This window comes from Psychrobacter sp. SZ93C1 (assembly GCF_015864635.1).
In the GTDB taxonomy this organism is placed as follows: domain Bacteria; phylum Pseudomonadota; class Gammaproteobacteria; order Pseudomonadales; family Moraxellaceae; genus Psychrobacter; species Psychrobacter fozii.
The window spans coordinates 351,833-375,746 of the sequence record NZ_JADYWY010000002.1; the positions used below are offsets into that span (position 1 = coordinate 351,833).

The window sequence follows — 23,914 nt, forward strand, 5'->3', positions numbered from 1 at the left end:
AACCATATTGATAGTCTAAGCATACTTATGTCCAATAAAAATTAGTATAGCCTTACCTGAACGTTCGTTCAATGGGTGTTTAAGCAAATAGCTAAAATGATTTTGTAGACCACATTAAAGAAAATGCCAGCTCACTTATGTGGCTGGCATTTTAACTGCTATTTTTTGATATCTTCTTTTTAGCTAACCGAGTCTTTTACTCAGCTCAGGAAAGCGCTTAATCATAAATAGCATCAGTAGCAGCGCTACAACAGCGATAGCTGCACCGACATATCCAACGCTTGATAGTGAAATATGAGTCACAGCATAACCACCGAATAGCGCACCAGTACCAATACCCAAATTGATAATGCCGGAAAACATCGACATCAGCATGTCTTGCGCATTGACATCGACCATAATGACTTTGGCTTGCATCGAAATAATAAGCAGCATGAGCGCCGCGCCCCAAAGTAAGGCAATAAAGCTGAGCGCCCATACGGATGTTACTGCTAGCAATAGTGTGAGCATAGACACGAGCATCAGTATCGTCGATATCAGCATCAATCTGGTATTGAACCTATCGCCCCAGCGACTAAATATCACGCTGCCGATAATCCCTGCGATACCGAATAGCAGCAATACAAGCGTTGCGGAGTTTTCACTGATTGAGCCAACGTGGCGCATGAAAGGTTCAATATACGAATAAGCCGTATAGTGCGCGGTGAAAACAAGCAAAATGAGCAAGTATAAGCAGACCAATAATGGGTTTTTGAGCAGCTCTGGAATCTTTCTAAAAGACCCTTCAAACATGCTAGGTAGCATCGGTAAGAGTCTCGCTTGTAGTACAAATACGATAAAAGCAATCACGCCAATACCACCAAAAGTCGCACGCCAGCCAAACCATTGGCCGACCAAGCGCCCTAAAGGCACCCCTAATACCATAGCTAACGAAGTACCAGTCGCCAGCACGCTAAGCGCCAGTGCTTTTTTGCCTTCAGGCGCAACACGTATAGCGATCGCTGCCGTGATTGACCAAAATATCGCATGAGATAAGGCAATCCCGACTCGACTAATGAGCAGTACATCAAAGCTCCACGCAAATACGGAAAGCACATGACTGGCAATGAACACTGCAAAAAGCCCCAAGAGCAAACGTTTACGCTCAAAACGACTGGTCAGCAGCATCAGTGGTAATGACATGGCCGCGACAATCCAAGCATAGAGCGTCAGCATCCAGCCAGTCTCTGCTGTAGTGATAGAAAAATCTTGGGCAATGTCACTCAATAGGGCGACGGGTACGAATTCTGTGGTATTCATAATAAAGGCGCTGACGCCCATCAAGAATACTTGAAAATACTGAGTCCGGCGAGCATCAGAGCTCGCCTCAAGGTTGTGTTTCATAAGATCCAATATAAAGCAGATGTTGGTACGATGTGTGATAGGTCAAAGTGGGGGCAGACGTTTTTAGAATAAATGGGTCGCGGGGCAAGATAGCAAGTCACAGTCATTAGATAAAGGGCTTTTTTGCTAATGATTGTTAATGGGCTTTTTATTCAGAAATTTTGGGAGGTATGATATCGGTTTCTATGGTTAGTGTGGCTTGTAAGTGAGCCTAGGCCTAGTTAGATTAATGCTTGTTGATAGACGGTCTGCAGCCCACTAAAATTGGCTGCTTGTTGTAAGTGCTCTAGAGTGGTGAGCTTCATTGAGTTTTTGAAATCACGCAAGGGTACATTATCAATCTTATCTCTTATGGTTAGGGGCTTGCCTAGCTTAAATAAGTAGTATAATTTCGTATCATTAGTGCTCTTACCAGATTGTTCAGCAGTTATCACGCTTCTAGGGACAAGAATAACACTCTTAATTGGCCATAATTTGCTTATTTGTTTACTCGTTGGCTGAGCATCATTGGTCGTAGCAATAGCTAAATAGCGTATTTCATTGACGATATGTTGTTTGTATTTATCTAAAAATGTAGTTTGAGGTAAATGATACCACTGAGCAGTACTGTGTTCAAAACCATCAATATACTCTTTATGACGTCCTGCTTTTGGCGCTAGCGAAATGGTCAGAGTCAAATCTGGATAGAGTATTTGCTCCATACCTGAATATGGTATACGTGCAGCTTCTTGCAAATACAAATGTTCTTCGAGCTGATGATTATGCTTAGTAACTTTATCAACCTGATAGTTATTAGCTTGATAAGCGACAGCCTTGCTGTTCACCTCGTTGTTTCTTAACTTATTATTTGTCAACTCGATAGTGGTTGATTGGGTATTATTAGGTTGAGGGCTGATGCCAGTACCAATCTGTTGGCGAAGAAAATCTAATAGCCAATAATGTCCATTGCTGATTTTTGAGTCCGGCTGTAGGGGGCTTGGTAATAGAGAAAATGCACCGATACTGACTTCGTCAATGGAGTTGAGATAAGGGTTATTGGTATTTACTTGATCAAAATAACCTGGATATAGGGCAAAAGCGCCAAATATTGGACGGCTTTTTTGTGTTCTAGCTGTTTCTTTATTGGTGATTTCTTCATTAAGAGCGTTTTTATCTCGTTCAATACGAATCAGCGCATCACGATAACGGTGCATTTGATTGATCGCATCATCCGGCACAAAATCCATAGTATCAATATTTTGTTCAGGGTCATCATAGCGACTTTTAAGTGTCTTAATACGGTATTTGGCATCGAATAACCAAATAAAGCGTTTGTTGTTTGGCAGAATAACTTCTAAGACAATATCAGGCTTTTGGCTAACCGAGTAAGTCCGAATGTCTTTGGTGGTTTTATTAAATGGTGGTTCGTGTGCTAGTCGAGCCTTGACACCATCATTACGTTCAAACTCAAATGCTCCAGCGAAGCCATCTTGGAGCTGATATTCAAAAAAGTCTTTAAGCTTTAACGTTTGCTTGTTAGCCGATAACTCTTTAAAGCCCAACTCATCTATCAAGATGTTTCTGAGGGTCAAAAAGCACCAAACTTCATAAATTTCTGCGACAGACTTCATAGAGATGCTAGATTGGTTGTCAAAGACATCTAGGTAAAGCTTTAATTCTTGCCAAATGCGATATACAGAGCTGTAGCCGACTTTTTGCTGCAATACCAATGATTCACGGTTGCGACCATTATAATCACCCACATCGGTCATGAAGCTTTGTTTCAACGTTTTTTGTAGTGGCTGTTGCCATTGATGCAGCTCATCTAAGAATGTATCAGATAGCCGTTGCTTATCTGGCGCTGCATTGCTTTGCCTAAGTTTATATTCAAAGTCAGCCAGTCGTTTCTTAGCGGTAGAGACCACCATTTTAATAAAGCGGTTCTCTAGAGTATCGACACTTAGCTGCTTTTTGGTGACCTGATAACGCTGCTCATGTAGACCATTTGCAAAGTCCTCTTTTATTTTTGCACCCAGTCGCGCAGGGATCTTACCTTTTAGCCGTGTTGCTTTGTTATAAGAGGTATGAGCCTGCAATCGGCTATGCGGTGCTTGATTAATGACTTTTAGCGCATGGGTCAGTTGGTTGCGTAAATGACTAAAGTTAGCGAGCCAAAGGAGGGGAAACTGATGGCGTTGTTTGGTTTGTGCACTGTTCTGTTCGGTTTTTTCGACTAGACTAAAGCGCCATAGCGGAAATACGGTATCAATCGCTTGATACATTGCTGGCAAGTCATCGTGTAGACTCATCTTGGTGGGCAGTACTTCAAAAGCGATGTTGCTTTTATAGGTTTGGTTTGATTTGACGTAATTCAGGGGCAGGCGCAACCAACCGACATCGTTTGCGGTATTGATAGTGCCTGTCAGATGCGCAGGCATTCGAGAGCGAGATTGGCTAAACCGGAAGTTTTCATTAATTAAATGGCTACGATGGGTTAGATAAGCTTGCTCAACGTCACTAATATTATTGATACTGTCCGTAGCTTGGCTTCCAATTGCTTGATTAGACTCATCTACGCCAGTTTCATTAAGGCGTTTATTATTCAGAAAAATCCATTCAAAGTGGTATTGGATATTTTCAAAGAAAATAAAATCACCCAACTCAAGCGCTTCTACCAATCCAGAATGAGTGACGATGCCTTTTATCTCTATGGGCTGATCCATAAAGGTAGCTTCAGTAATGGCCAAGGGCGGAGAGAAACGTATCATAGGCTGCCCAGCGCTGTGATGGCTGATGGCCTGACGCTTAGCCAAGGTCGCCTGATAAGTCGCTTGGCGTTTGCTGACATCGTTACACCAAATCGACAGCTCAAAATCAGCGGTTTGTATCCTTAACAGTTCTGGCATTACCACTCCATTCGTTCAGCTATGTCTATTTTTAAGGCCAAAAACTGGTAAAGCCTGAGCGCTCTAGACGCTGCTGCATCCAAGCTAATTTAGCCTTGCTACGACAATTGATAGACAAAATGCTACCATCTGCATTTTTGCGATATAAGTCAGGACGCTGTTTATTCGTATCATTCGTGGTAGACCAAATATCAGATAGCGCTTGCTGTAAGATAACGGCTAATTCTGTGAGTAATGATTGCTCATTGCTGCTAATGGCTTTATTGATAATTGCTAATTTATCGTAATCGCCTTCAATACGCGGCAATACCTTGCACATTAAAAAGTCATCCCAAACCGCTTGTAGCTGCAGCTCATCTGTAGGTTGGGTGCTAATAACAGCTAGTAGTAGTTCGTTGAGTGCTCTAAAAGCCAGTTTAAATGGTGTGTTATCTAATACTTTATTGATTGATTTTAGAAAATTAATGCTCTTACTGCCATCATTATCTATCGGCGGCAACTTATCGATGGAAGCCTGAGAGTCAGTAGGGTAGATCAAGGCGTTATGAGTGACTTTCGGTTCAAAGAAGTCATCAAACTCATTAGGAAAAAAATCACCAAAATCAAAGCTCAAAGCACGGTCAATGACCTTACGTGAGAATCCATGGGTGGTTTCATCCATATTAACCGTACCAGCAACGATTAAATTAAAAGGCAGGCTTAGACCATGCTTGCAGAATAACTCCCACTCTCTGTCGTATTTACCATCTGCAAAACCTAACGCATTACGCAACTCGTTTTTATTTTTGTCTTTTAGCTGGTCAATAGTTGCTGACTTCAAAAGCGGATCACAGCAATAAATAAATTGTTCATCGTCCCATTGCCACTCACGAGTTTCTAAAACGGAAAGATAGTCGGCAAAGTATTGTTCGACAGGGGCTAAGTTCATTTCATCCAAACATAGCCAATAAGGTCGCACTTTATTAAGCGCGTCTTTATTTCCAGTTACGGTGAGGCGACAGTCGTCATCAACTGTTAGCTCAAGCTTTGCATCGATAATTGTTCGCCAGGCTTTGGCAATGAATTGCAGCACATCAGTGGTGATGTATTCGGCGTCACCATCTCCACCCAAGCGTGATATATAACCGAGTATGTCACTAGGTTCGTGCCAGTCAGGACGTACGGACGTTAGGCAGTAGGTATCGCTAAGGCTACCTGTGGCTTTGGCTTGCTCACGGACAAAACGAGTTTTACCAGTACCGGAGATACCAGCTAACAGTAGGAAAGGTTTTGATAGGGGAGTTACATCATCAGGAAGAGATTTTTGCTCTTCTTGTGATACTTGGATTAGTACATAACATTCGTTCTCTTTAAGGATTTTATAATCATCATATAGCTCATTAAATATGGTAATTAATGTCTGTACATCTAATCGAGAGTCAGTACTATCAGTCCACTGATTAGACAAATAATATAAATTTTTTCCCACTTTAATAGGTTCAGCGAAGAAGCGTAGTTTATCCCCTCGCCTTAACTCGTTTTCATGAATAGGTTCATCTGACATTTTAAAGATAGAGGTTAATCGATGACCGTTAAATTCAATGTTATAACTTCCTAATTCTGAATTTTTTTCTATTAAGTATTGAAATAAAGGTGAGTCAAGGTTTTTATTAACCAGGAACTCTATCAGCTCATAAGCAAAAATGCCTATGATGCTTTTAGATATTATTGTAGTGTTCTGATTGGTCTGAATTTTTGGTGATAATTGACTAGCATTAGTAGGAGTGAATTCATGGGATAGCGCTTTAATCTTAGCAATAGCATTCTTTAGAGAGTCGACTCTAAGGTCTATGATGTTATCATCGTGTTCTAACGGATCAACATCGTTTGCCCAGCTTATGACTTTTGAGAAAGTAGCGAAACAAGGCTTAGTTTGAACAGTTATCATTGATTGTAAAACAAGATCAGTAAAATATTTAGACCCTAAGTCTCTCCAGTCTTTCTCTACATAAATGCTATGGTTTTCAAAAGCATTCATGTTGTCTATTATGTCTTGAAGGCCAGTCAATATAGACTTCAGAGATACGGTAAACTCTTTTAGACCACGTTGACCGCTATTGGTAAAGTTTATGAAGCCACCCAATTCGCCTAGTTTGCATTGAAAATTAGACGCTGAAGAAACCGATGAAAAATAACCATTTAAATCTTGCAATTGAATCACTCCATTTTAAGTAGTATTCTTTCAGCTAAAGCATTTATGACGCTTACAGTCACGCTATTTCCCAACTGCTTGTAGGCTTGTGTATTAGAGCCACTGACCTGAAATTCATCAGGAAATCCCTGTAATCGAGCAGCTTCCCTTGGACTTACTTTTCTTGGGTTTTGATTAGGCTGTTCGATAAGAATCTCACTACCATCTTTGTAGTATCTAGCCGAGATCGTATTAGTATAAGGTGATTCTGGAGATACTAAACCATAACCAAAACCTTTACCGTTTTTCTTGTTTTGTATTTTTCGGCGCTGATGACCAGCCCATAAACGATCAGAGATAGTTAGCTTAGGGTCTGGAGTTTCTTCCAATATATCACCTAAACGAGTATCTAATCCAAGGCTCTCTGGATATAAGAACTCATCAATTTCGCCGTCTTTCCAAAGCACAATATAAATTCTTTGTCTATTCTGAGGGATGCCAAAATCAACAGATTTTAGTACCATTTTCTTGGCTAAAGTTTGAATCTCTTTAGTAGCCCCTTCCTTGATAACTTCTTTTGGGATATTACAGCTATAACCGATTTGTGTCAGCGTATTTAAAATGACTTTGAGAGTGTGACCTTTATCATGACTAATCAAACCTTTAACATTCTCCAATACAGCAAATCTAGGTCTTTTTTGATCAATAATATTTGCAATATCATGGAATAACGTACCCCTAGTATCTTCGATTCCTAGTTTCAGACCTGCATGAGAAAAGGGCTGACAAGGAAATCCTGCAAGCAAAATATCATGCTTAGGTATGTTGTTTGGGTCAATTAAAGTAATGTCACCAAATGGATATTCTCCATGGTTTTTTTGATAGGTTTGTTGAGCGTGTTTGTCAAATTCAGAAGAGAAAACACAGACTCCACCAGTATTTTGAAACCCGAGTCTCATACCACCAATACCAGCAAACAAATCAATAAATGTGAACTTTGCTTCTTCGTTTGGTTTTAACTGCAAACCACCAAAAACTATTTTAAAAAAATCAGCTCTACTTTTATAGACCTTGCTGTCTTTAAGTATAGAGATTACATCATTTTTAAGAGTTTCTGGCTGAGCAAGGCTTGAATTACAAAAGAGATGATTGTTTGTAGCTACTGCATGTAACCACTGGTCAATCACTGCTTGCATTTCTGTTCCATCAGGTATGTGAGGCTCTGCTAATGGTCGAATTAGTTCCTCTGCTTTACAAAGAAGTTCAGATTTATCTTTCATGGTTATTCACAACTATTATTTTCAATGACATGTTAATACTGAGGCTTCAGTTCTGAGCGATATTATATAGTATCTAGTCACTCAGCTATGAGCTATCTAGTCACTTTGTTTTTTTAGCTAATCACTGTGGTTTTTTACGGTTTGTGCTGGGCTAAAGCATGACCAATAGTAACCCTGATAGTTTTTACCATTACAGTATTAGCAGATAAATAGCTATAAGCGACATCAGCTGTCGTATTATATCAACATCCATCTATACAGACAGTATCACCCTTGCTACTATATAAGCACATCGTGGGTTTAACGCTACTTCCAGCACGATGAAAAACAACCACTGGTAAAACGCACAACACCTTATTACTCTGCAACTTTCAGCAAAGTAACTGTGCTTTTACCTTTATCGGCACAGTTAAATACGCCAGAGTATAAGGACACCTCCCATGACTCATTCTAGTCAGTATACAAACACATTGCAGGCTTTAATCCTACAGCGCATTGACCAAAAAAACTTATCATACGCTCAAATTGTCCAGTCTATGGGCTATCAGAAAATGGTTAAAACCCAAACTAAAGCTATAAAGCGTCTAGAGCATGTCTTATCGTCGACAGAGTTAGGGCTAACCAAAACCGATTATGATTTTAAATACTCATCCACTGAGTTTGTTTACGCGCTCTGCCGCGTATTGGATATTGAAAAAAGTGACTATTTGGCACACGTACAACAGTTGGAGCGGTACGCTCACAAGGTGCTCAGTGCTACTACGCCCATCGTCCATGCGGATGTGATTTTTAGTGATGATTTCCACCCTTCGTTTATGAGTATGATGGCGGTTTCTAAGTTTACGAGAATAGGGTTGGACGATAAGGTGCGCCTACTTGATAGTTGCCAACAGCGACAAGTGATTGACCAGTTGATTAGAGCGCATTATATGACTATGACAGGAAACATCCCATTTGATGGGATTATCAATGGCTATCGAGTGTCGTTTAACAATGATGATGGTCAGCAGGAGTATTTTTATATTCCTGCTGATTTTTCTTAGCGGCTCTCACGGTAGACAAGTATAAGCTTGGAGCATGGTGAATAACTGTTAAGCGAAGCTAGGCGACATCAGTTGTCGCAAACGATAGCAAAACCCTTTGTTTTTAGATAGGTTTATATTATAGTTATTGAGTCAGGCAAAAATAACAGGGCAAACAGTTAACCCTCGGGGCGCAACGCTTCACTTCTTAACTGAGCTGTCTTTAACACACTATTTTAGTTATGTTATTTTCGTTAAATTCTATGCTTCTTCGCCTGTATAAACTCTACAAACCATCATTGTTAATACACAAAAAACCGAACCGTAAAAATGCCCGTTGATATGCTAATGCTATTGGCAATACGACAATGAAAAACTGTGGCTAAAAACCAATCAAAACTAAAAACTACTGCCCAACCAAATCGACTAATTTACTTAAATTTATAGATAATGAAGTCATCTAGACAATGGCGAATAGACTCGGCTGGCTTAAAATTGGTATTCAGAATAAAGCAAAAATGAAAAGCTGCAGCTAAACAATCGAAATCAAAATAATAAGGACATGACAATGACCAAGTTAACGTATCAATTTGAGCAAAAACGTATAGATAGTTTTAAGTGGTCGGGTGGATCAAAGCTATCTGGCATAACGGCGCTGGCAAATGATGAGAAAGGCCGAATACGAAAACAGCCATTGTTTTACCTCGAAACGGTTTCTATAGACAGTTATGAAGATGACATTTACTTTGTAAACAATACTGATGAGACGCTCAGATGGGTAGCGCCGTTTAAACCGTATCGAAACATAGAGGAAGCAAGGGCCACGTTGGGTGATGTCAGTGATGAAAATTTGAATAAAGTAAAGCTTTATAGTGATGACATGGATCGTTTATATACGAACGTATTACCCAATCAGGGGGTGCGGATTGGTAGTACTCATATCATGTATGACAGTGATGCGATGATGCAGTGGTGGATACATTTGCCTTATAAAGGGCTAGACACGCATTATGCCATTTGGCGTTTTAATGTGGTAGAAAAGGGTGTGATTAGCGGGATTTATCCATTGCTGTGGGAAGATTTTAGTAAGCCTTCACACATGGTCAGTGCTGATTGTTTGTTTGAGCGAGCCGATATGCCGATAGAGGTCAGCGTTTATGAGGAACGCTGTGAGGTGCTTGAGAGTCTTATTGGCTTATATGGTGTGTCAAATGCCATATTCGTATTGGCCATTAATGATGTGCTGTATCGTTATTGTGTGGGCTGGAGCGCGCCCTATAGTGAGTCGGATATACAGGCAAAAGAGATTGCGATAAAGTTAGAAGCATTAAAGCCAAAAGACACTGAAGCAGTGAAAATTATTATCCAAGCCGTTTATGACTTTTGGTTTGGCAAAGGTTTTGCAAAAAATATCTCAGTGCAAGCTTGTGGGGAGATTTTAAGCTTGTACCAAGCGCAGGTTGCCAACTAACGCGCACTTTAAATCACAAATAAGCCAGTAGAATAAAACCAAACAATAATTAAAAAAGGAGTGCCTTATGATGTTTCCTATCGAAAATACTGACACGTTTTTACTGTTTTTTCATGGCCTTGATTCAAGCAATGAGACCAGTAAATATACCTGTATCACTCGCGAACCCAAATACTGTCAAACGGTCAATTATCGAGAGAATTTTGCAGAAATATTTGAGATCTACGATGCCTTAATACGTGAAAAAATGACACAGTATCCTCGAGTGGTATTGGCAGGGCATTCGCTTGGTGGTTGGTTTGCCAATCATTTTGCCCATAAATATCACTTGCGGGCGCTATTGATTGCGCCTTGTATCTATCCTAGTGAAGTGTTGGCCGATCGTGTTCCAGTAGTGGCTGATATGAAGCTGTCGTTTCCCACATCGAACACTGAGATGGTGCGGGTCATGGTAGAAGTAGATGATGAAAGTCTCGATGTGGCAGTTGCTAGACGAACTTTAGTGGATTTACCTGAGAGCTGGGAAGTTGATTATTTCGAAGGAGGCCATCATCGTATCGCCCGTAGCAGTGATATCTGGTATCACTTAACTCATTTGTGCGAAGATCCCATCGTTTGGATGGATGAGGCGACGTATCACGGTGAGGACTGATCTGATAGCAATGACAGTCAAAAAACCAGAGCGGCTGATGGGTAAATAAACCACTAAAAATAATTGATTGACATTAAAGACGATCGGTCATAATATCTATGCATGACAATGACTAAGCCAAAAGCCCGACGAGGGCGTCCACCCAATATTGAACGAGAGTTTACGGATACCCGTGAAGCTCTGTTGAGATCTGGGATGGAGATGCTGACTGAGCAAGGTTTTGCGACCACTGGTATCGATGCCGTACTCAAACGTATCAATGTACCTAAAGGCTCTTTCTACAATTACTTCAAAAACAAAGAAGCATTTGGACAGGAAGTATTACGGCAGTACGCGTTATATTTTGCTCGTAAGCTAGATCATTGTTTTTTGAATGAGCACGTGTCTCCTATGCAGCGTATTAGTGACTTTGTTGAGGATGCTAAATCGGGCATGATTAAGCATGAATTTCGACGCGGCTGCTTAGTAGGTAACTTAGGTCAAGAGATTGTCGTGTTGCCTGAGAGTTTTCGTTGTGAGTTGGAAAACATACTACTTGATTGGCAGAAGCGTTTAGCGGCTTGCTTGCGTCTTGCAGTACAACAAGGACAAATACATTCTAATAGTGATTGTGATGAGCTTGCTGCTTTCTTTTGGATTGGTTGGGAAGGTGCTGTTTTGCGTGCTAAGTTGACGCAAGATGTCAGTCCGTTAGATACCTTTTTCCGAGGATTTGCGGCAGGGGTACAGAAGTAATTATTTATCTATATTTATAGACGACCGGTCTAAATTATTTTTTACTTATTTATAGACGATTGGTCTAAATAGGAGCTACTATGTTTAAAGCAATATTAATTGAAAAAAATGATGATGTTTATCAGTCTAATCTGACTGAAATACAGGACACGCAATTGCCAGAGGGAGATGTTACAGTTCGTGTGGCATTTAGCACGCTTAATTACAAGGACGGACTGGCCATCACTGGTCGTAGTCCTGTGGTACGCCAATTTCCAATGGTACCAGGAATAGATTTAGCGGGTACCGTTGAAGTGAGCAACCATCCTCGCTACAAAACTGGCGACAAGGTGTTATTGAATGGTTGGAGCGTGGGCGAGAAGTATTGGGGTGGTCTATCACAGAAAGCCAGATTGAATGGTGATTGGCTTATCCCGCTCCCTGAATCGATGACTGAGCGTCAGGCGATGGCAATTGGCACAGCAGGATACACAGCGATGCTTTGTCTAATCGCATTGGAGCGTCATGGACTGACACCAGAGAGTGGTGAAGTGTTGGTGACTGGTGCTAACGGCGGTGTTGGTAGCTTTGCTATCGCACTTTTAGCAAACCAAGGTTACTCTGTCACAGCCTCTACCGGACGTCTAGAGGAAGCAGATTACTTAAAAAGTCTTGGTGCAACGACTATCATTGATCGTGCCGAACTGAGTAGTCCGGGACGCGCGCTTGGTAAAGAAAGATGGGCCGCTGCAATTGATTCTGTTGGCAGTCATACGCTTGCCAACGTTTGTGCCAGTATATGTGAAGATGGTTTAGTCGCTACCTGTGGACTGGCTCAAGGCATGGATTTCCCTGCTACTGTCGCGCCATTTATTTTGCGCGGTGTCAGTTTGCTTGGTATCAATAGTGTGACGCGACCTTATGATGAGCGTATAGAAGCTTGGAAGCGCTTGAGTACGAGTCTAGATATGACACAGTTGGATGCAATCACGAGAGAGATTGGCCTGAGTGAAGTCATTCCGACAGCAAGTGAGTTGTTAGATGGCAAAATTCGTGGTCGAATAGTCGTTGATGTAAATCGTTAGGACATAGGTGATATGCTTCAAAACCTTAATACTGCAACATCTGCTTCGTACTAGCATATGAACAAGTGACGTATAGAAATACCGAAAACTGAGTGTTTAAAGTGAAAAACAATTATTCACACACAGGCACACACATCGGTATTTATTTTTTATCATTTAATATGCTATCATTATTGCGTTGTCCATCGTGGGTTTAACAGTTTTGTCATCATCGACTATTCTTGTAATAGCAGTGGTGTGCAAACCTTGCAACTTCCAGCACGATATAAAAAAACTCTGGTAAAGCGCATGAGCCTGTACTCCGACATCCTCATTTGTGCCTGATTTTATTTGCCCATATGGGCTTATATCATACTTTTTTGTCGGAGTTACAGGAGTCTAAGGTGTTTAATCTCATGAGCCACGTTGCCAACCAATCCAAATATACCCGTCGTTATCATCCACATCATCTTTTAGCGCAATACGTGATCAATCAAATAGACACGCTTGAGCTGCGTTCACAAGATATTATCAAAAAGATGGGTTATCCGCTAAAGCATACCATTCCTGCATGTGAGCGCCTGCGTCATGTATTGTCGAGCAAGTTCCTTGGGCTAGATGGCAGCTATATTGATAAATATTTTACCGCTGACGAATTTTTAGCGACACTATTCTCAGTGCTTGATATCCCTTATGAACCCTTTGCAGATGACATCGCTCAAATCAAACACGATTTAGTCAATCCTCCAAAGTCTTTATGTGCATATGGTTTACGAGCAGAGATAGATTTTGAGTTTGTGAATGCGAATTGGATGGTTCGTTGCGGAGTATCGCGTTTGGCTCATATACGTCTACCCAATGATTTTTCTGAAATGAATAAAGCAAAACGCACCTCGATCATAAAAGATGCTATCTATGATCATTATCAGCAGTATGTGAGCAGTTTGCCCTATGATGGTGTGATCAAGGGCTATCAACTAATTGCTGAGCAGAACAATGAAGTGGTTGAGACCATAGCATATGGATTGCCAAAATCTAGCAATGTCTGAATACAAAGGCTTCTATAGAATTAATGATTTAACATCTTAAGGATTAGCAAGTATTAGGGCGTGTCCTCATTTTAAAAATGGTGATAAAAATGAGATAAATCGCAGTCAAACAAGGAAAATAGCGCAAATAATATCGAGATATTAGTCAGCTATTTGACGCCATTTGGCAAGATTTAGCCATTTTTAACCCATTTAGATAACTATCGATTGAATTGAGGACACGCCCTAGATGTTGTAAAACAAAAAAGTCCCTATTCATTTGAATAGGGACTTTTTTTTGGTCTACATTATCTATATGACATAAACTGGCCTATCACTTAAAAACGATGGGTGTAGCCAACCGTATAAGTACGCCCTAAACCTTTGTAATCAAATGCTGACGCAGGTGCGTAGCTACCATAATATATCTGCGCTTGTTGCCCCCAAACAGTGGTGTAATCTTTGTCCAATAGGTTTTGAACACCTAGACTAAACTCACCTGAAGGTAAGAAGTAAGTGTAATCAAGGTCAACCGTAGTATAGCCATCTAGCTCTTGAGTAGAGTCGCTACTTGAATCATAACCTGAGACGTCACGCATCATATTTGCTTGTAGCTTAAGCGCTTGGTTGTCATCTTCCCAGCGTGTCCACAGAGCGTATTTGGCTGGGCTGGTGTCAGTCACGACAGTATCTTCGTAGCTACCATCAACCTGCGTCTCGCTTTTAACCCAATGTGCCAGTGCACCGATGCTCACATTGTCATTAATCGCATAGTCACCTTTTGCTTCAACACCATACACACGTTTTTTATTATCACTTTGAGTGATCAGCAGTGTGCTGCGATCATAGTCAATACTGCCATCCGATAGGCTATAGTAACCAGTCAGCTGACCCGTCAAATTATTGTGATTGAACGACGTGCCTAACTCGTAGCTATCGGTTTTGATGCCATCAAGTTCGGTACCTGAAACATTAGAGCCATTAACAAGCTCATAATAGTTTGCTGCATTTTTTGCATAGATGCCTTGACCATAAAACTTAGCAGGATCAGGCAACTCAAAACCTTGTGAGAAGTTCGCGAAGTAGCGTAGGTTACTGGTAGGTTTATAATTGAGACCTAAATTAAACAAGTTGACATTATAGTCAGTGCTACCGCCAGGGATCGCGTCACCACCAGTGGCATTGCCTAAAGCAATATCAGTCTGTACTGTGCTAGAGACAAAATCATCGATTTTATTGTTTAGGTGTTGGTAGCGCATACCAGCTGTCGCGCTTAGCTTATTGGTTAGCTCATAATCACCTTGAATGAAACCAGCGATAGAATTTACCTCAGTGCCAGGGTAGCGTCCAACGGTGGCAAACTCATCATTGACCAGACCACCAGTAGCAATGCTCGTACCCTGATTAAATATCATTTTATTACTGTCAAGTTTGTCTTGATAGCCATCGATACCATAGGTTAACTTGAGCTTGTCAGTCCAATCCTTGCTCAATGCGACACGTACTGAAGTCACGTCAGTTGACTGCTCTGAAGCGGCAAAGTAAGTGCCATAGATGAATGGGATAAAGCTGAGCTCTTCGGTACGATGTGAGAGCTGAGCATATACCTCATGACCGAATAAGTCAGTATTGTGGTAATTGGCATTGTACTGCTGACGTTCCGTGTTGGCTTGTCGATCACTCTCAAAACCGTCACTAATCTCGGCACCGAATGGACGGGTGGTTAGATCATACTGAATACCGTAATCTGTGTCTTGCTCACTATTATAGTACTGTGCTGACAAGTCTAAGGTTTGCTTCTCATCAATCTGTAGTTGTGTACTGGCCAAGATATCAATGGTCTCATTGTCTTGCAACGAACCCTGAGTGGTATCAGGAACCAGCATTTTACCGCTACCATCAAAGAAAGAGCCGGTCTGTTCATAAGTGACGGCTAGCTTACTTTTGATATTTTCTGTACCACCACCGATTGAGGCGTGACCTTTGTAAGAGATGTCATCCTCATCTTGGAAACCTGATGTTGCTTGTATAGAAGTGGTGACTTGTGGTTCACCAGCTTGTGCTTTTTTGGTCTTGATATTGATAATACCACCAGTTGCACCACCACCATAGACTGCTGATGCACCAGACAATACTTCGATACTCTCGATATTTTCCATGCTGATCGAGTCTAGATAACGACTGATAGCACGTGATGAATTGAGTGACACCCCATCAATCATTACTTGCATACTACGCCCACGCAAGTTTTGACCTGCGCTCGTACGACCACCGCTACCCAAATCGAGGGAAGGTACTTCTTGAGCGATAAAGTCGCCTAAACGCTTACCCGTACGTGCCGCTTCATCGACTTTGTACTCATCGATATACCAGACAGTCGCTGGAATATCAGAGATTGCTTTTGGTGTTTGGTTGGCAACCACCACGATAGGATCAAGCGTAACACTTGGCTGAGCACTTTGGTCGGTATCAATCGTTGTGTCAGCAAATGCTGGACTGAATTGCAATAGCGTTCCTACAGCTAGAACCATAGGTGCTTTTTTTGAAGTCTGTAGGGTGGTTAGAATGGCGCTATACAAACGAGAGTAGGGCAAAGTACGAGATAAAGTATGGCGCTTAGACATAATGATGGAACCGTAGTGTAAATGATAATTGTTAATGATACCTTTATCATCTAAATATGTCTATAGGTTATGGTTTGGTAAATAAAGCTGACCGAATATGTCCCAGAAGGTGAAGAGTATGATGAATATGTAACTAATGGAAGAGAGTAGCTATTGAAAATAGTCTCAGACACACAAAGAAAAACCGTCTGATGCTCTTTGCATTAGACGGTTTTATAAGATTTTCAATGTAGTGATTTTACACTCTACACTCTATACTCTATACTCTACACTTTACATTTTAGGCTTTAATGACAGAGCTATTTAAAATGCGCCGCTAAGCCCAACAAATAAACTCGTTGATTTATCATCATCACCTTGTGAATGCGTAACACCTGCATTGGCACTCAGTTGACCAAAGTTCTTAGATAGCCCAAGTGTCATTGCAAAGTTGTCATCGTCAGTTTGTGCCATTGGTGTGCTAAAACTAATGTTAGACAAAGTGTTTAGGCGTGCTGTTACGGCTTCACGATTGTCGCTTAGCTGCTTTTGGTAATGGATATCACCGAACACGTTCAGGTTTTCCATGAAATTATGATTGGCTTTGACCCCAAGCTTGCCATAAGTCGTGGTATATTTTTGCTCATCGAACTGCATGGCGATGCCAGAGTTTTCTTGTTCTTCAAGTTCGCTGATCTTTACACGGCTAGCAGTTGCACCGATATATGGGGTAATAGCAACGCTGCTTACTTGCATTGGGTAGCCAGCCTGTACGTTGGCATAAAAACGTTTGCCATCAGCATTTGATTTAAATTCTTGCTTATAGCTGCCGAGCGTGACGGCACGTGTGACATCCACATCCATATTGCCAAAACCAACAGCACCGTTAATTTGTACGCCATCAAAATTGTCTAGCGTATTGCTATGATAGACACCAAACCCTACTTCATCTAATTCAATATTGCTTAAACCCGTAGCGACACCTGAATTATCAAATTCTTTTTGAGTAATGTTGCCATATAAGCCAGTGACTGCGTTTGCTGAATTGGGATGAGCAAAGTCTACGCCGAATAGTACTTGTGTATTGTTATCACTATCAAACCCTGCGATGTCTTGATCTTCAAATTCACCTACCGCCCATAACGTACGGTCAGGCTTTTGCTCACTGCTTTGGATTTGGTTGACGTGAGATTGTAAGCGCTCATTGGTTGCTAGTCCTGTGGTAGTTGCAATATGTGGCAGGACACCGATTAGGCTAGGCGCAGTGACAACAGCATTTGCATAGTCAGCAATCATTTGATGCGCACTACCGGTCGGATGTATGCCATCCGCAAAAAAGTAGGTTTCGTTGGCATCTGGAGTGACTAAGTCGCTTGATCCACAAGTGAGGGAGCTGTCTGTATTACAAGCAGGTGTCGTGATATTAGTAAAGCCGTAGGCGGTAGGGTTGTCTGCGACTTCTTGCAATAAGCTAAACATATCTAACGGTATGATATTAGCCCCAGTATTTGCCACACCACTGAGCATAAATTGATTATATAGACTGGTTACACCAGTACTTTGCGCTTGTGCTACAGCTCCTTGCTCGATAGCTCTAGGTGTTAGACCGATATCAGGAATATTGGGTACTAAAATATAGTTTGCACCATTGTCTTTTAGTGTATTGATGGTGTCGACCTGACTAGCCACTGCGCCAAGTATCGTAGTTTGGGCATTATCAGGATCTGTAGCCGCAGCAAGTAAATCATTTGCACCTGCCCAAACAACATATAGTCCATTAGGATCTACTTTGTTATTGGCGACATAGCTATCGACTTGGCTATTGGCAGAAGCCACTGGAATGCCAAAAGCAGTGATGTCTACGCCTGCTCTTGCGCCGCCAATGGCATAGTTATTACCTGTTTGACTACCATCATAGGTATTGGCGACAGCGGTTGTACCCAGTTGTTCAGCGAATGAGGTTGCCCATGTATTGTCAGGGTTAGTAGTGAATTGACCTGATTCCTCAAGTCCAAAAGTGCCTTGAGTAAGTGGGCTAAAGTATCCACCATCCGTTAAACTATCACCAAAAAATGTCACGCTACTATAGTCATTAGCATGAGCGAGTCCGGCCGTACATAGTGTAATGGCTAGTATGCTCTGAGTAAGGGTTTTTAGAGTAGGGCGTTTAATAACAGCACGAGGTGTATGATGAGACATATCGACTTCCTTGTCGTAAATATGGCGGGATTATTAACCGATTGTAACTACTTTTTAAAAAGCTGGCAATCTATTTGACTGTAGAGTCTTATCTTATTTTAATGGGTCTTGTTAATCTTTAGGTCAATATAATCTCAAAATTCTAAGCAATACTTAATGCCAGCGAGCTTTAAAACGTCACTCTTTAACGCTTGCTGTCATTATTAATATTGCATAGTTGATTCAGTCTAAAAGAGAAACAAGGTAACCGACTGCAGATGTAACTGTGATACTGCAAGCGAGGTTAATGCTGTCACTCTTTTATAGAGGATTGACTATAAAGTGGCTGCTTTATCGATAATGATTTATGATGAGCAGACATTATGGATTATTTATATAAAAGCAAATCATGATTTTCATTAGTAACACCATCCGACTCAATGACCACGAAGTAGAGATTAGCGCCATACGTGCGCAAGGTGCTGGCGGGCAAAATGTCAATAAAGTCTCTTCTGCCATTCATCTGCGTTTTGATATAACGTCATCAAGTCTCAGCGCTACGCAAAAAGAGCGTCTATTAGCCAGTAATGATAACCGTATTAGTAAAGAAGGTGTGTTTGTACTAAAAGCACAGCAATTTCGCACGCAAGAAAGAAATAAGGCGGATGCTATTGAGCGCCTTCAGCAATTTATTATACAGGTCACTTCTATCAGCAAAAACAGAAAGCCTACAAGGCCCAGTAGAAATGCCAAGCGTAAACGTGTAGATAAAAAAACCCAGCGAGGTAAAACCAAGGCACTGCGAGGTAAGGTAGACTTTTAACCTGCTATAAATACTTCTATTTTGAGCCGAATATATATCTAAAAGTGTCTGAATAAGAGACAATACGCCCATAGATTTTAAGGCACTGTGACATTGCAAATAGTCGTGCACTTATAAGCTATTACAAATAAGTAATGGCACACATTTAACAACGTTAATCCAAATAAAAAAGGCAGTTCTGAATGACCAATGATAACCCGTTTAACTTTTTACCCTTGCAGCCTATCGGTAGGAACGAGACTGATAGTGCTAATGCCTATGCTCCTGAAGACATGATTAAAATATACGAACAGCAGTTTCTCATTCAAGTGCCCGAAGAGCAGCTGACTGAGTTTTTGCCAGCACTAAAAAGATTTTATGACATTGATAATAATACATTAGACGTCAGTGCTATCATTTTTGAAGCCATCGCGGAATCCAGTATCATTTACAACCACAAAATCAAAGTAGGCGACTATCAAATACTAGGTGGGTTGATAGAAGAAGCGATTGAGTATGATGAAGACAATAAAAATGAAGAAGGTGTTGAAGAAGAAGATATCCAAGCTTACACATTAGAATGTAAACGTGCTTTTTTCATCAATGATGTAGAGATACCTTATCATTTCAATTTATTTATTTATGGTGATGGCTATTCTACGTTAACCAAAAAAGAAAGCTTGTTAGAAAAAATGTATTGGTTCGTTAGAGGTAGATTCGAAGAGCATCTGTTGGATGACGCTGAAGATAATGAAAGCTTAGAATCTATCAATGAGCAGCTAGCCAGCTTAGGCATTCGTGAAATGGATCTGTCGACTATAGATGGGATAGTCAACTATGTAGAAGACAACATCATAGATGATGCCATGGTAGAGGCGCTGAATAAGTTATTAGATGATGCTGAGTAGTATAAAAAATAAGCCTATAAACTAGGCTGTCGCGGCGCATTCCATTGAGTTGTGTCTAAGGCGTATTGAGCATTCACCGATAGCTGCTATTAGGGCTATTATTGAACGTTTAATACGCCTTTATAGTGAGGGCATATCACAAGCTCATGAGGGTTTTAGTTGATGTAGTCTAAAGAGTCTGTACTATTTATAGACGTTTATATAAGCGGGTGGCACTGCTAAAGTAAGCCAAACGTTATTTTCTGCTTGATAGAATTTGCACCCATATTCTTGCATTTTTTGACTATCAATATTTAATACAACAGGTCTACCATAACGCATGCCAGTTTTTACGGCTGTCTCATAATCTGCTGTCAAATGAACATATTGTCTGTCTTTTGATATAAGCCCTTCAGCGTTAATACTCTCAATGAACCGCTGAGCCGTACCATGAAACAAGCTTGCAGGAGGCGTTGTTTCTTCTAACTTCAAATCTACTGATTGCAATGAGTGACCTTGCACGGCTCTAATATACTGACCATCGCTAGCAACTGAAAAACGTCCCTTCTTATCGTTCTCTACAATAGAATGTATTTGCTCTAAAGTAATATTATTGCCTGATGTATTGGCCAGTTGAATTAGGTCATTGATATCAGCCCATCCTTCGCTATCAAGTGTTAAACCTATAGACTCAGGCTCATGTCTTAGAATGTAGCTTAGAAACTTACTGGTTTCGATGTTAGTTTTTTTCATGAGATTTTTCCAATAGGAATAATGGTTTCTATATTAACACTTATTCATTAGCATGCTGATTTGACATGGCTCTGTCAGCCTTATGACAGGTATCTATAGTAATGAAAATTTTTTAATTAAAACCACAGCACATAAACTTGAACATGTAAGGGAGGGGGAAACTAGCAACTGTCTTTTTACATAGTGATTTTGATAAATAATCTAAATAGGGAGTAACTTCAATGAATAAGCATAACCTTAATGCTGATTGCTAAAATTGCATCAAACTAGGCGCAAGCCGACGATAATGTCGAGACCTTAGCTAGATTTGCAACAACGTTTGGGGTGATTTTAGCATCAGCCTTTCAGGGCAGTACTCTTTTTTGCCAATACATGGCAAAATTGTTTCACCTAGAATGACTAGGCATCAAAAATTTCACTGCCTATTGTCTAAAAAATAGTGACTGCCAGCACTACATTTGAATGTTCAACAGACTCTATAATAAGCTAGGTATTGTTTAGCTCGCTGAGATGTAATACATATTCAAACTATGCAGGATTCATCATTTCCATCAACTGAATTTACTTCTTATACTTCAATTTATATGGCATACAAGAATAAATAAACTATGAAAACTGAAATCAAAACCCCACTAGCTTTTAGGAAGTATCCTTCAACGACTGCTTTACAGTGTTTTGAGACGGCAGCTCGACATTTAAGTTTCACTAATGCTGCGCAAGAAATGCATATGACTCAAAGTGCCGTTAGCAAGCAAGTTTCTCAGCTAGAAGAAATGTTAAACCTTTCTCTCTTTTACCGTACACCTCAACGAATATCTTTAACACCTGCTGGAAAAGCTTATTACATCGAAGTTTTAGGTATTCTTAAGCATATTGAATTAGCGACTACGAACTTGATGTCACATAGTAGTAATACAGAAGTACTCAAAATAGTAGCACATCCAACTTTTTGCTCACGTTGGTTGATCCCTGCATTGAAGGGATTTAGCAAAGAATACCCATTAATTACATTAGATATTAAGGAAGAGGTTTGTCCATTTTTTCCTGAAGACCAAAATGTTGATATCGCTTTTCTGTATGGCGATGGTGTTTGGGGAGGCATGGAAACTATCAAATTGTTTGATGAATATTGTGTTGCAGTTTGTCAGCCCGAATACCTACAGGATAAGTCCTTGTGTCTCGATAATTTAGATGCATTTACATTATTGCAATTAAGCTCTCGCCCTAGTGCATGGTATGAGTATTTTAAACAGCAAAATATCAGCGTTGATGGAACATTTAGAGGTCCAAGGTTTGATACTTTTCATGCCTGTATTGCTTCCGCTTTACTTGGATATGGTATTGCCCTCGTACCGTTACGTTTGGTAGAACCGGAGCTGAAACTAGGAACATTAGTAACGGTGTGGAATTATGAATCAAAGGGTAGAGGAGCGTATTATATGTCTTATCCTTTATCATTAGGTAATTCACATAAAGTGAAGGCTATTTCAGAATGGATTACAGAGTCCATGGCTTGACATTCTCATCTGAATAAATAAAGTATGGCTTTTTCAGTGCAGTATATGATGCTTAACTTTCAAATAAAAAAATCTAGGTTTATGCCTAGATTTTTTTATTTAAACAACAGTCGTACTGACAAAAAGGAATGAAAGCACAACTATTATTCGTTTGCTGAGCGCATCAGGTTTTGCTGAAATGAGGGTCACACTTAAGGAAGATAAGAGACTCTTAATGGACAAGTTATACAACGTCACTGATGCTTTTACCATGGTACATCCTATCACTCTAACTAAAGGTAAAAATGCAAAAGTATGGGACGATAATGATCAATGCTACATCGATTTTGTGGGTGGCATTGGTGTCTTGAACTTTGGACATTGCCATCCTCACATTGTGACTGCCATTATTAATCAGACGCAATCCCTCATTCATTATGCTTACAATGCAGCCGCTCACACCCCCTATCAAACCTTTATGCCGCGATTGTGCGAGCTCATTCCTATCAGTGGGAAGCTATCGGGCATGCTCACCAATTCTGGTGCGGAAGCCACGGAAAACGCCATAAAAATTGCCCGTCTCAAAACCCAGCGTGTCGGTGTCATAGCGTTTGATGGTGGGTTCCATGGCCGTACATTAGCTGCTGTCAACTTGAATGGCAAAGTTGCTCCCTACAAGCGAGGATTAGGGCCTTTGGCCGGTAGCGTCTACCATATTCCTTTCCCCAGTCCAGACAATGAGGTGAGTGACCAACAGGCAATCGATGCGCTAACTCGTTTGTTTGAAGTAGAAACTGACATCAATAATATTGGTGCGATTATCGCAGAGCCCATACAAGGGGAGGGTGGGTTTCAATTAATGTCGCCCCCTTTTGCTCAGTATCTGCGCGCCTTTTGTGATGAGCACGGTATCTTACTGATTATGGATGAGATTCAATCAGGTTATGGACGTACTGGCTCACCTTTTGCCTTTTCACATTTGGGCATTGAGCCAGATATGATACTGCTAGGCAAGAGTATTGCAGGCGGTTTGCCTTTAGGTGCGGTCGTAGGTAAGGCCAGTGTGGTCAATGGCTTGCCTAAAGGCAGTTTGGGCGGTACATACTCTGGTAATCCAGTGGCATGTGCAGCGGCAAATGCCACGATAGACATCATGCAAGAGGATGAGATATGGGCATCTGCTAAGCACTATGCGCAAGCAATTGAAACAAGTATCGCTCAATGGCAGGCAGAAGGTGTTTCTCCTTGGCTATATGGTCTCACCGGTATTGGGGCGATGCGTGGTATTGAGCTACGTCATGCGGAGTATGGAACTCATCCTAGTGTGATGACTCACGTACTAACCCAAGCACGAAAGCGAGGCTTACTGCTTATGCCAAGTGGCAAGTACCGTCATATCATTCGATTGTTACCGCCACTGACCATTGAACATGAAACGCTGCAAGCTGGCCTTGATATTTTAAGAGACGTATTAAGTACGATTCCTGATCAAAATCCAGTCGACTGGTCTTAAGCACAAATTACTA

The 23,914-nt window shown here is 40.9% G+C and carries 17 protein-coding genes; 10 read left to right on the top strand and 7 right to left on the bottom strand.

Annotation, left to right across the window (positions count from 1 at the left end; genetic code table 11):
* Positions 1 to 183: 183 nt before the first annotated feature.
* The 4 genes from I6E83_RS04380 to I6E83_RS04395 all read right to left on the bottom strand — a co-directional run bounded on the left by I6E83_RS04380 (position 184) and on the right by I6E83_RS04395 (position 7,718).
* Positions 184 to 1,383, bottom strand: a complete 1,200-nt coding sequence (locus tag I6E83_RS04380; protein ID WP_197100120.1) for a sugar transporter — start codon at positions 1,381 to 1,383, stop codon at positions 184 to 186.
* Positions 1,384 to 1,604: 221 nt separating this feature from the next.
* Positions 1,605 to 4,268 (bottom strand): DUF2357 domain-containing protein, encoded by a 2,664-nt coding sequence (locus tag I6E83_RS04385; protein ID WP_197100121.1) that lies wholly within the window; start codon positions 4,266 to 4,268, stop codon positions 1,605 to 1,607.
* Between the two features lie 31 nt (positions 4,269 to 4,299).
* Positions 4,300 to 6,459 carry an McrB family protein gene (locus I6E83_RS04390; RefSeq protein WP_197100122.1) on the bottom strand — a complete coding sequence of 720 codons (2,160 nt, stop codon included), beginning with the start codon at positions 6,457 to 6,459 and terminating at the stop codon, positions 4,300 to 4,302.
* A 5-nt stretch (positions 6,460 to 6,464) separates the two neighbouring features.
* Positions 6,465 to 7,718 carry a DNA cytosine methyltransferase gene (locus tag I6E83_RS04395; protein WP_197100123.1) on the bottom strand — a complete coding sequence of 418 codons (1,254 nt, stop codon included), beginning with the start codon at positions 7,716 to 7,718 and terminating at the stop codon, positions 6,465 to 6,467.
* Positions 7,719 to 8,158: 440 nt separating this feature from the next.
* Here I6E83_RS04395 and I6E83_RS04400 point away from each other — a divergent pair, with 440 nt between their 5' ends.
* From I6E83_RS04400 to I6E83_RS04425, 6 genes are all read left to right on the top strand, one after another.
* The gene (locus I6E83_RS04400) at positions 8,159 to 8,761 is read left to right on the top strand and encodes a hypothetical protein (RefSeq protein ID WP_110922787.1); all 603 of its coding nucleotides are present in this window, start codon (positions 8,159 to 8,161) and stop codon (positions 8,759 to 8,761) included.
* A 547-nt stretch (positions 8,762 to 9,308) separates the two neighbouring features.
* A complete protein-coding gene (locus I6E83_RS04405; RefSeq protein ID WP_197100124.1) occupies positions 9,309 to 10,211 on the top strand; it encodes a hypothetical protein in 903 nt (300 codons plus the stop codon).
* A gap of 67 nt (positions 10,212 to 10,278) precedes the next feature.
* Positions 10,279 to 10,863, top strand: a complete 585-nt coding sequence (locus I6E83_RS04410; RefSeq protein ID WP_197100125.1) for a YqiA/YcfP family alpha/beta fold hydrolase — start codon at positions 10,279 to 10,281, stop codon at positions 10,861 to 10,863.
* A gap of 108 nt (positions 10,864 to 10,971) precedes the next feature.
* Complete coding sequence (locus I6E83_RS04415; protein WP_265091198.1) at positions 10,972 to 11,598, top strand: TetR/AcrR family transcriptional regulator; 627 nt, start codon at positions 10,972 to 10,974, stop codon at positions 11,596 to 11,598.
* A gap of 80 nt (positions 11,599 to 11,678) precedes the next feature.
* Positions 11,679 to 12,662, top strand: coding sequence for an MDR family oxidoreductase (locus I6E83_RS04420; protein ID WP_197100127.1), 984 nt, complete (start codon positions 11,679 to 11,681; stop codon positions 12,660 to 12,662).
* Positions 12,663 to 13,057: 395 nt separating this feature from the next.
* A complete protein-coding gene (locus I6E83_RS04425; protein ID WP_197100128.1) occupies positions 13,058 to 13,690 on the top strand; it encodes a hypothetical protein in 633 nt (210 codons plus the stop codon).
* A gap of 317 nt (positions 13,691 to 14,007) precedes the next feature.
* Here the strand turns inward: I6E83_RS04425 and I6E83_RS04430 are convergent, their stop codons facing one another.
* Positions 14,008 to 16,293 (bottom strand): TonB-dependent receptor, encoded by a 2,286-nt coding sequence (locus I6E83_RS04430; RefSeq protein ID WP_197100129.1) that lies wholly within the window; start codon positions 16,291 to 16,293, stop codon positions 14,008 to 14,010.
* A gap of 303 nt (positions 16,294 to 16,596) precedes the next feature.
* Positions 16,597 to 18,471 carry an autotransporter domain-containing protein gene (locus I6E83_RS04435; RefSeq protein ID WP_197100130.1) on the bottom strand — a complete coding sequence of 625 codons (1,875 nt, stop codon included), beginning with the start codon at positions 18,469 to 18,471 and terminating at the stop codon, positions 16,597 to 16,599.
* A gap of 388 nt (positions 18,472 to 18,859) precedes the next feature.
* Between I6E83_RS04435 and arfB the strand changes: the two genes are divergently transcribed.
* Both arfB and I6E83_RS04445 read left to right on the top strand, forming a co-directional pair.
* A complete protein-coding gene (gene arfB, locus I6E83_RS04440; protein ID WP_197100131.1) occupies positions 18,860 to 19,273 on the top strand; it encodes an alternative ribosome rescue aminoacyl-tRNA hydrolase ArfB in 414 nt (137 codons plus the stop codon).
* A gap of 182 nt (positions 19,274 to 19,455) precedes the next feature.
* Positions 19,456 to 20,160, top strand: coding sequence for a hypothetical protein (locus I6E83_RS04445; protein ID WP_197100132.1), 705 nt, complete (start codon positions 19,456 to 19,458; stop codon positions 20,158 to 20,160).
* A gap of 183 nt (positions 20,161 to 20,343) precedes the next feature.
* Here the strand turns inward: I6E83_RS04445 and I6E83_RS04450 are convergent, their stop codons facing one another.
* Positions 20,344 to 20,892, bottom strand: a complete 549-nt coding sequence (locus tag I6E83_RS04450; protein ID WP_197100133.1) for an RNA 2'-phosphotransferase — start codon at positions 20,890 to 20,892, stop codon at positions 20,344 to 20,346.
* Positions 20,893 to 21,500: 608 nt separating this feature from the next.
* On the opposite strand from I6E83_RS04450, the gene I6E83_RS04455 reads away from it, so the two are divergent.
* Together I6E83_RS04455 and I6E83_RS04460 are read left to right on the top strand one after the other, a co-directional pair.
* The gene (locus I6E83_RS04455; protein WP_197100134.1) at positions 21,501 to 22,409 is read left to right on the top strand and encodes a LysR substrate-binding domain-containing protein; all 909 of its coding nucleotides are present in this window, start codon (positions 21,501 to 21,503) and stop codon (positions 22,407 to 22,409) included.
* Positions 22,410 to 22,623: 214 nt separating this feature from the next.
* Positions 22,624 to 23,901 carry an aspartate aminotransferase family protein gene (locus I6E83_RS04460; RefSeq protein WP_197100135.1) on the top strand — a complete coding sequence of 426 codons (1,278 nt, stop codon included), beginning with the start codon at positions 22,624 to 22,626 and terminating at the stop codon, positions 23,899 to 23,901.
* Positions 23,902 to 23,914 lie beyond the last annotated feature (13 nt).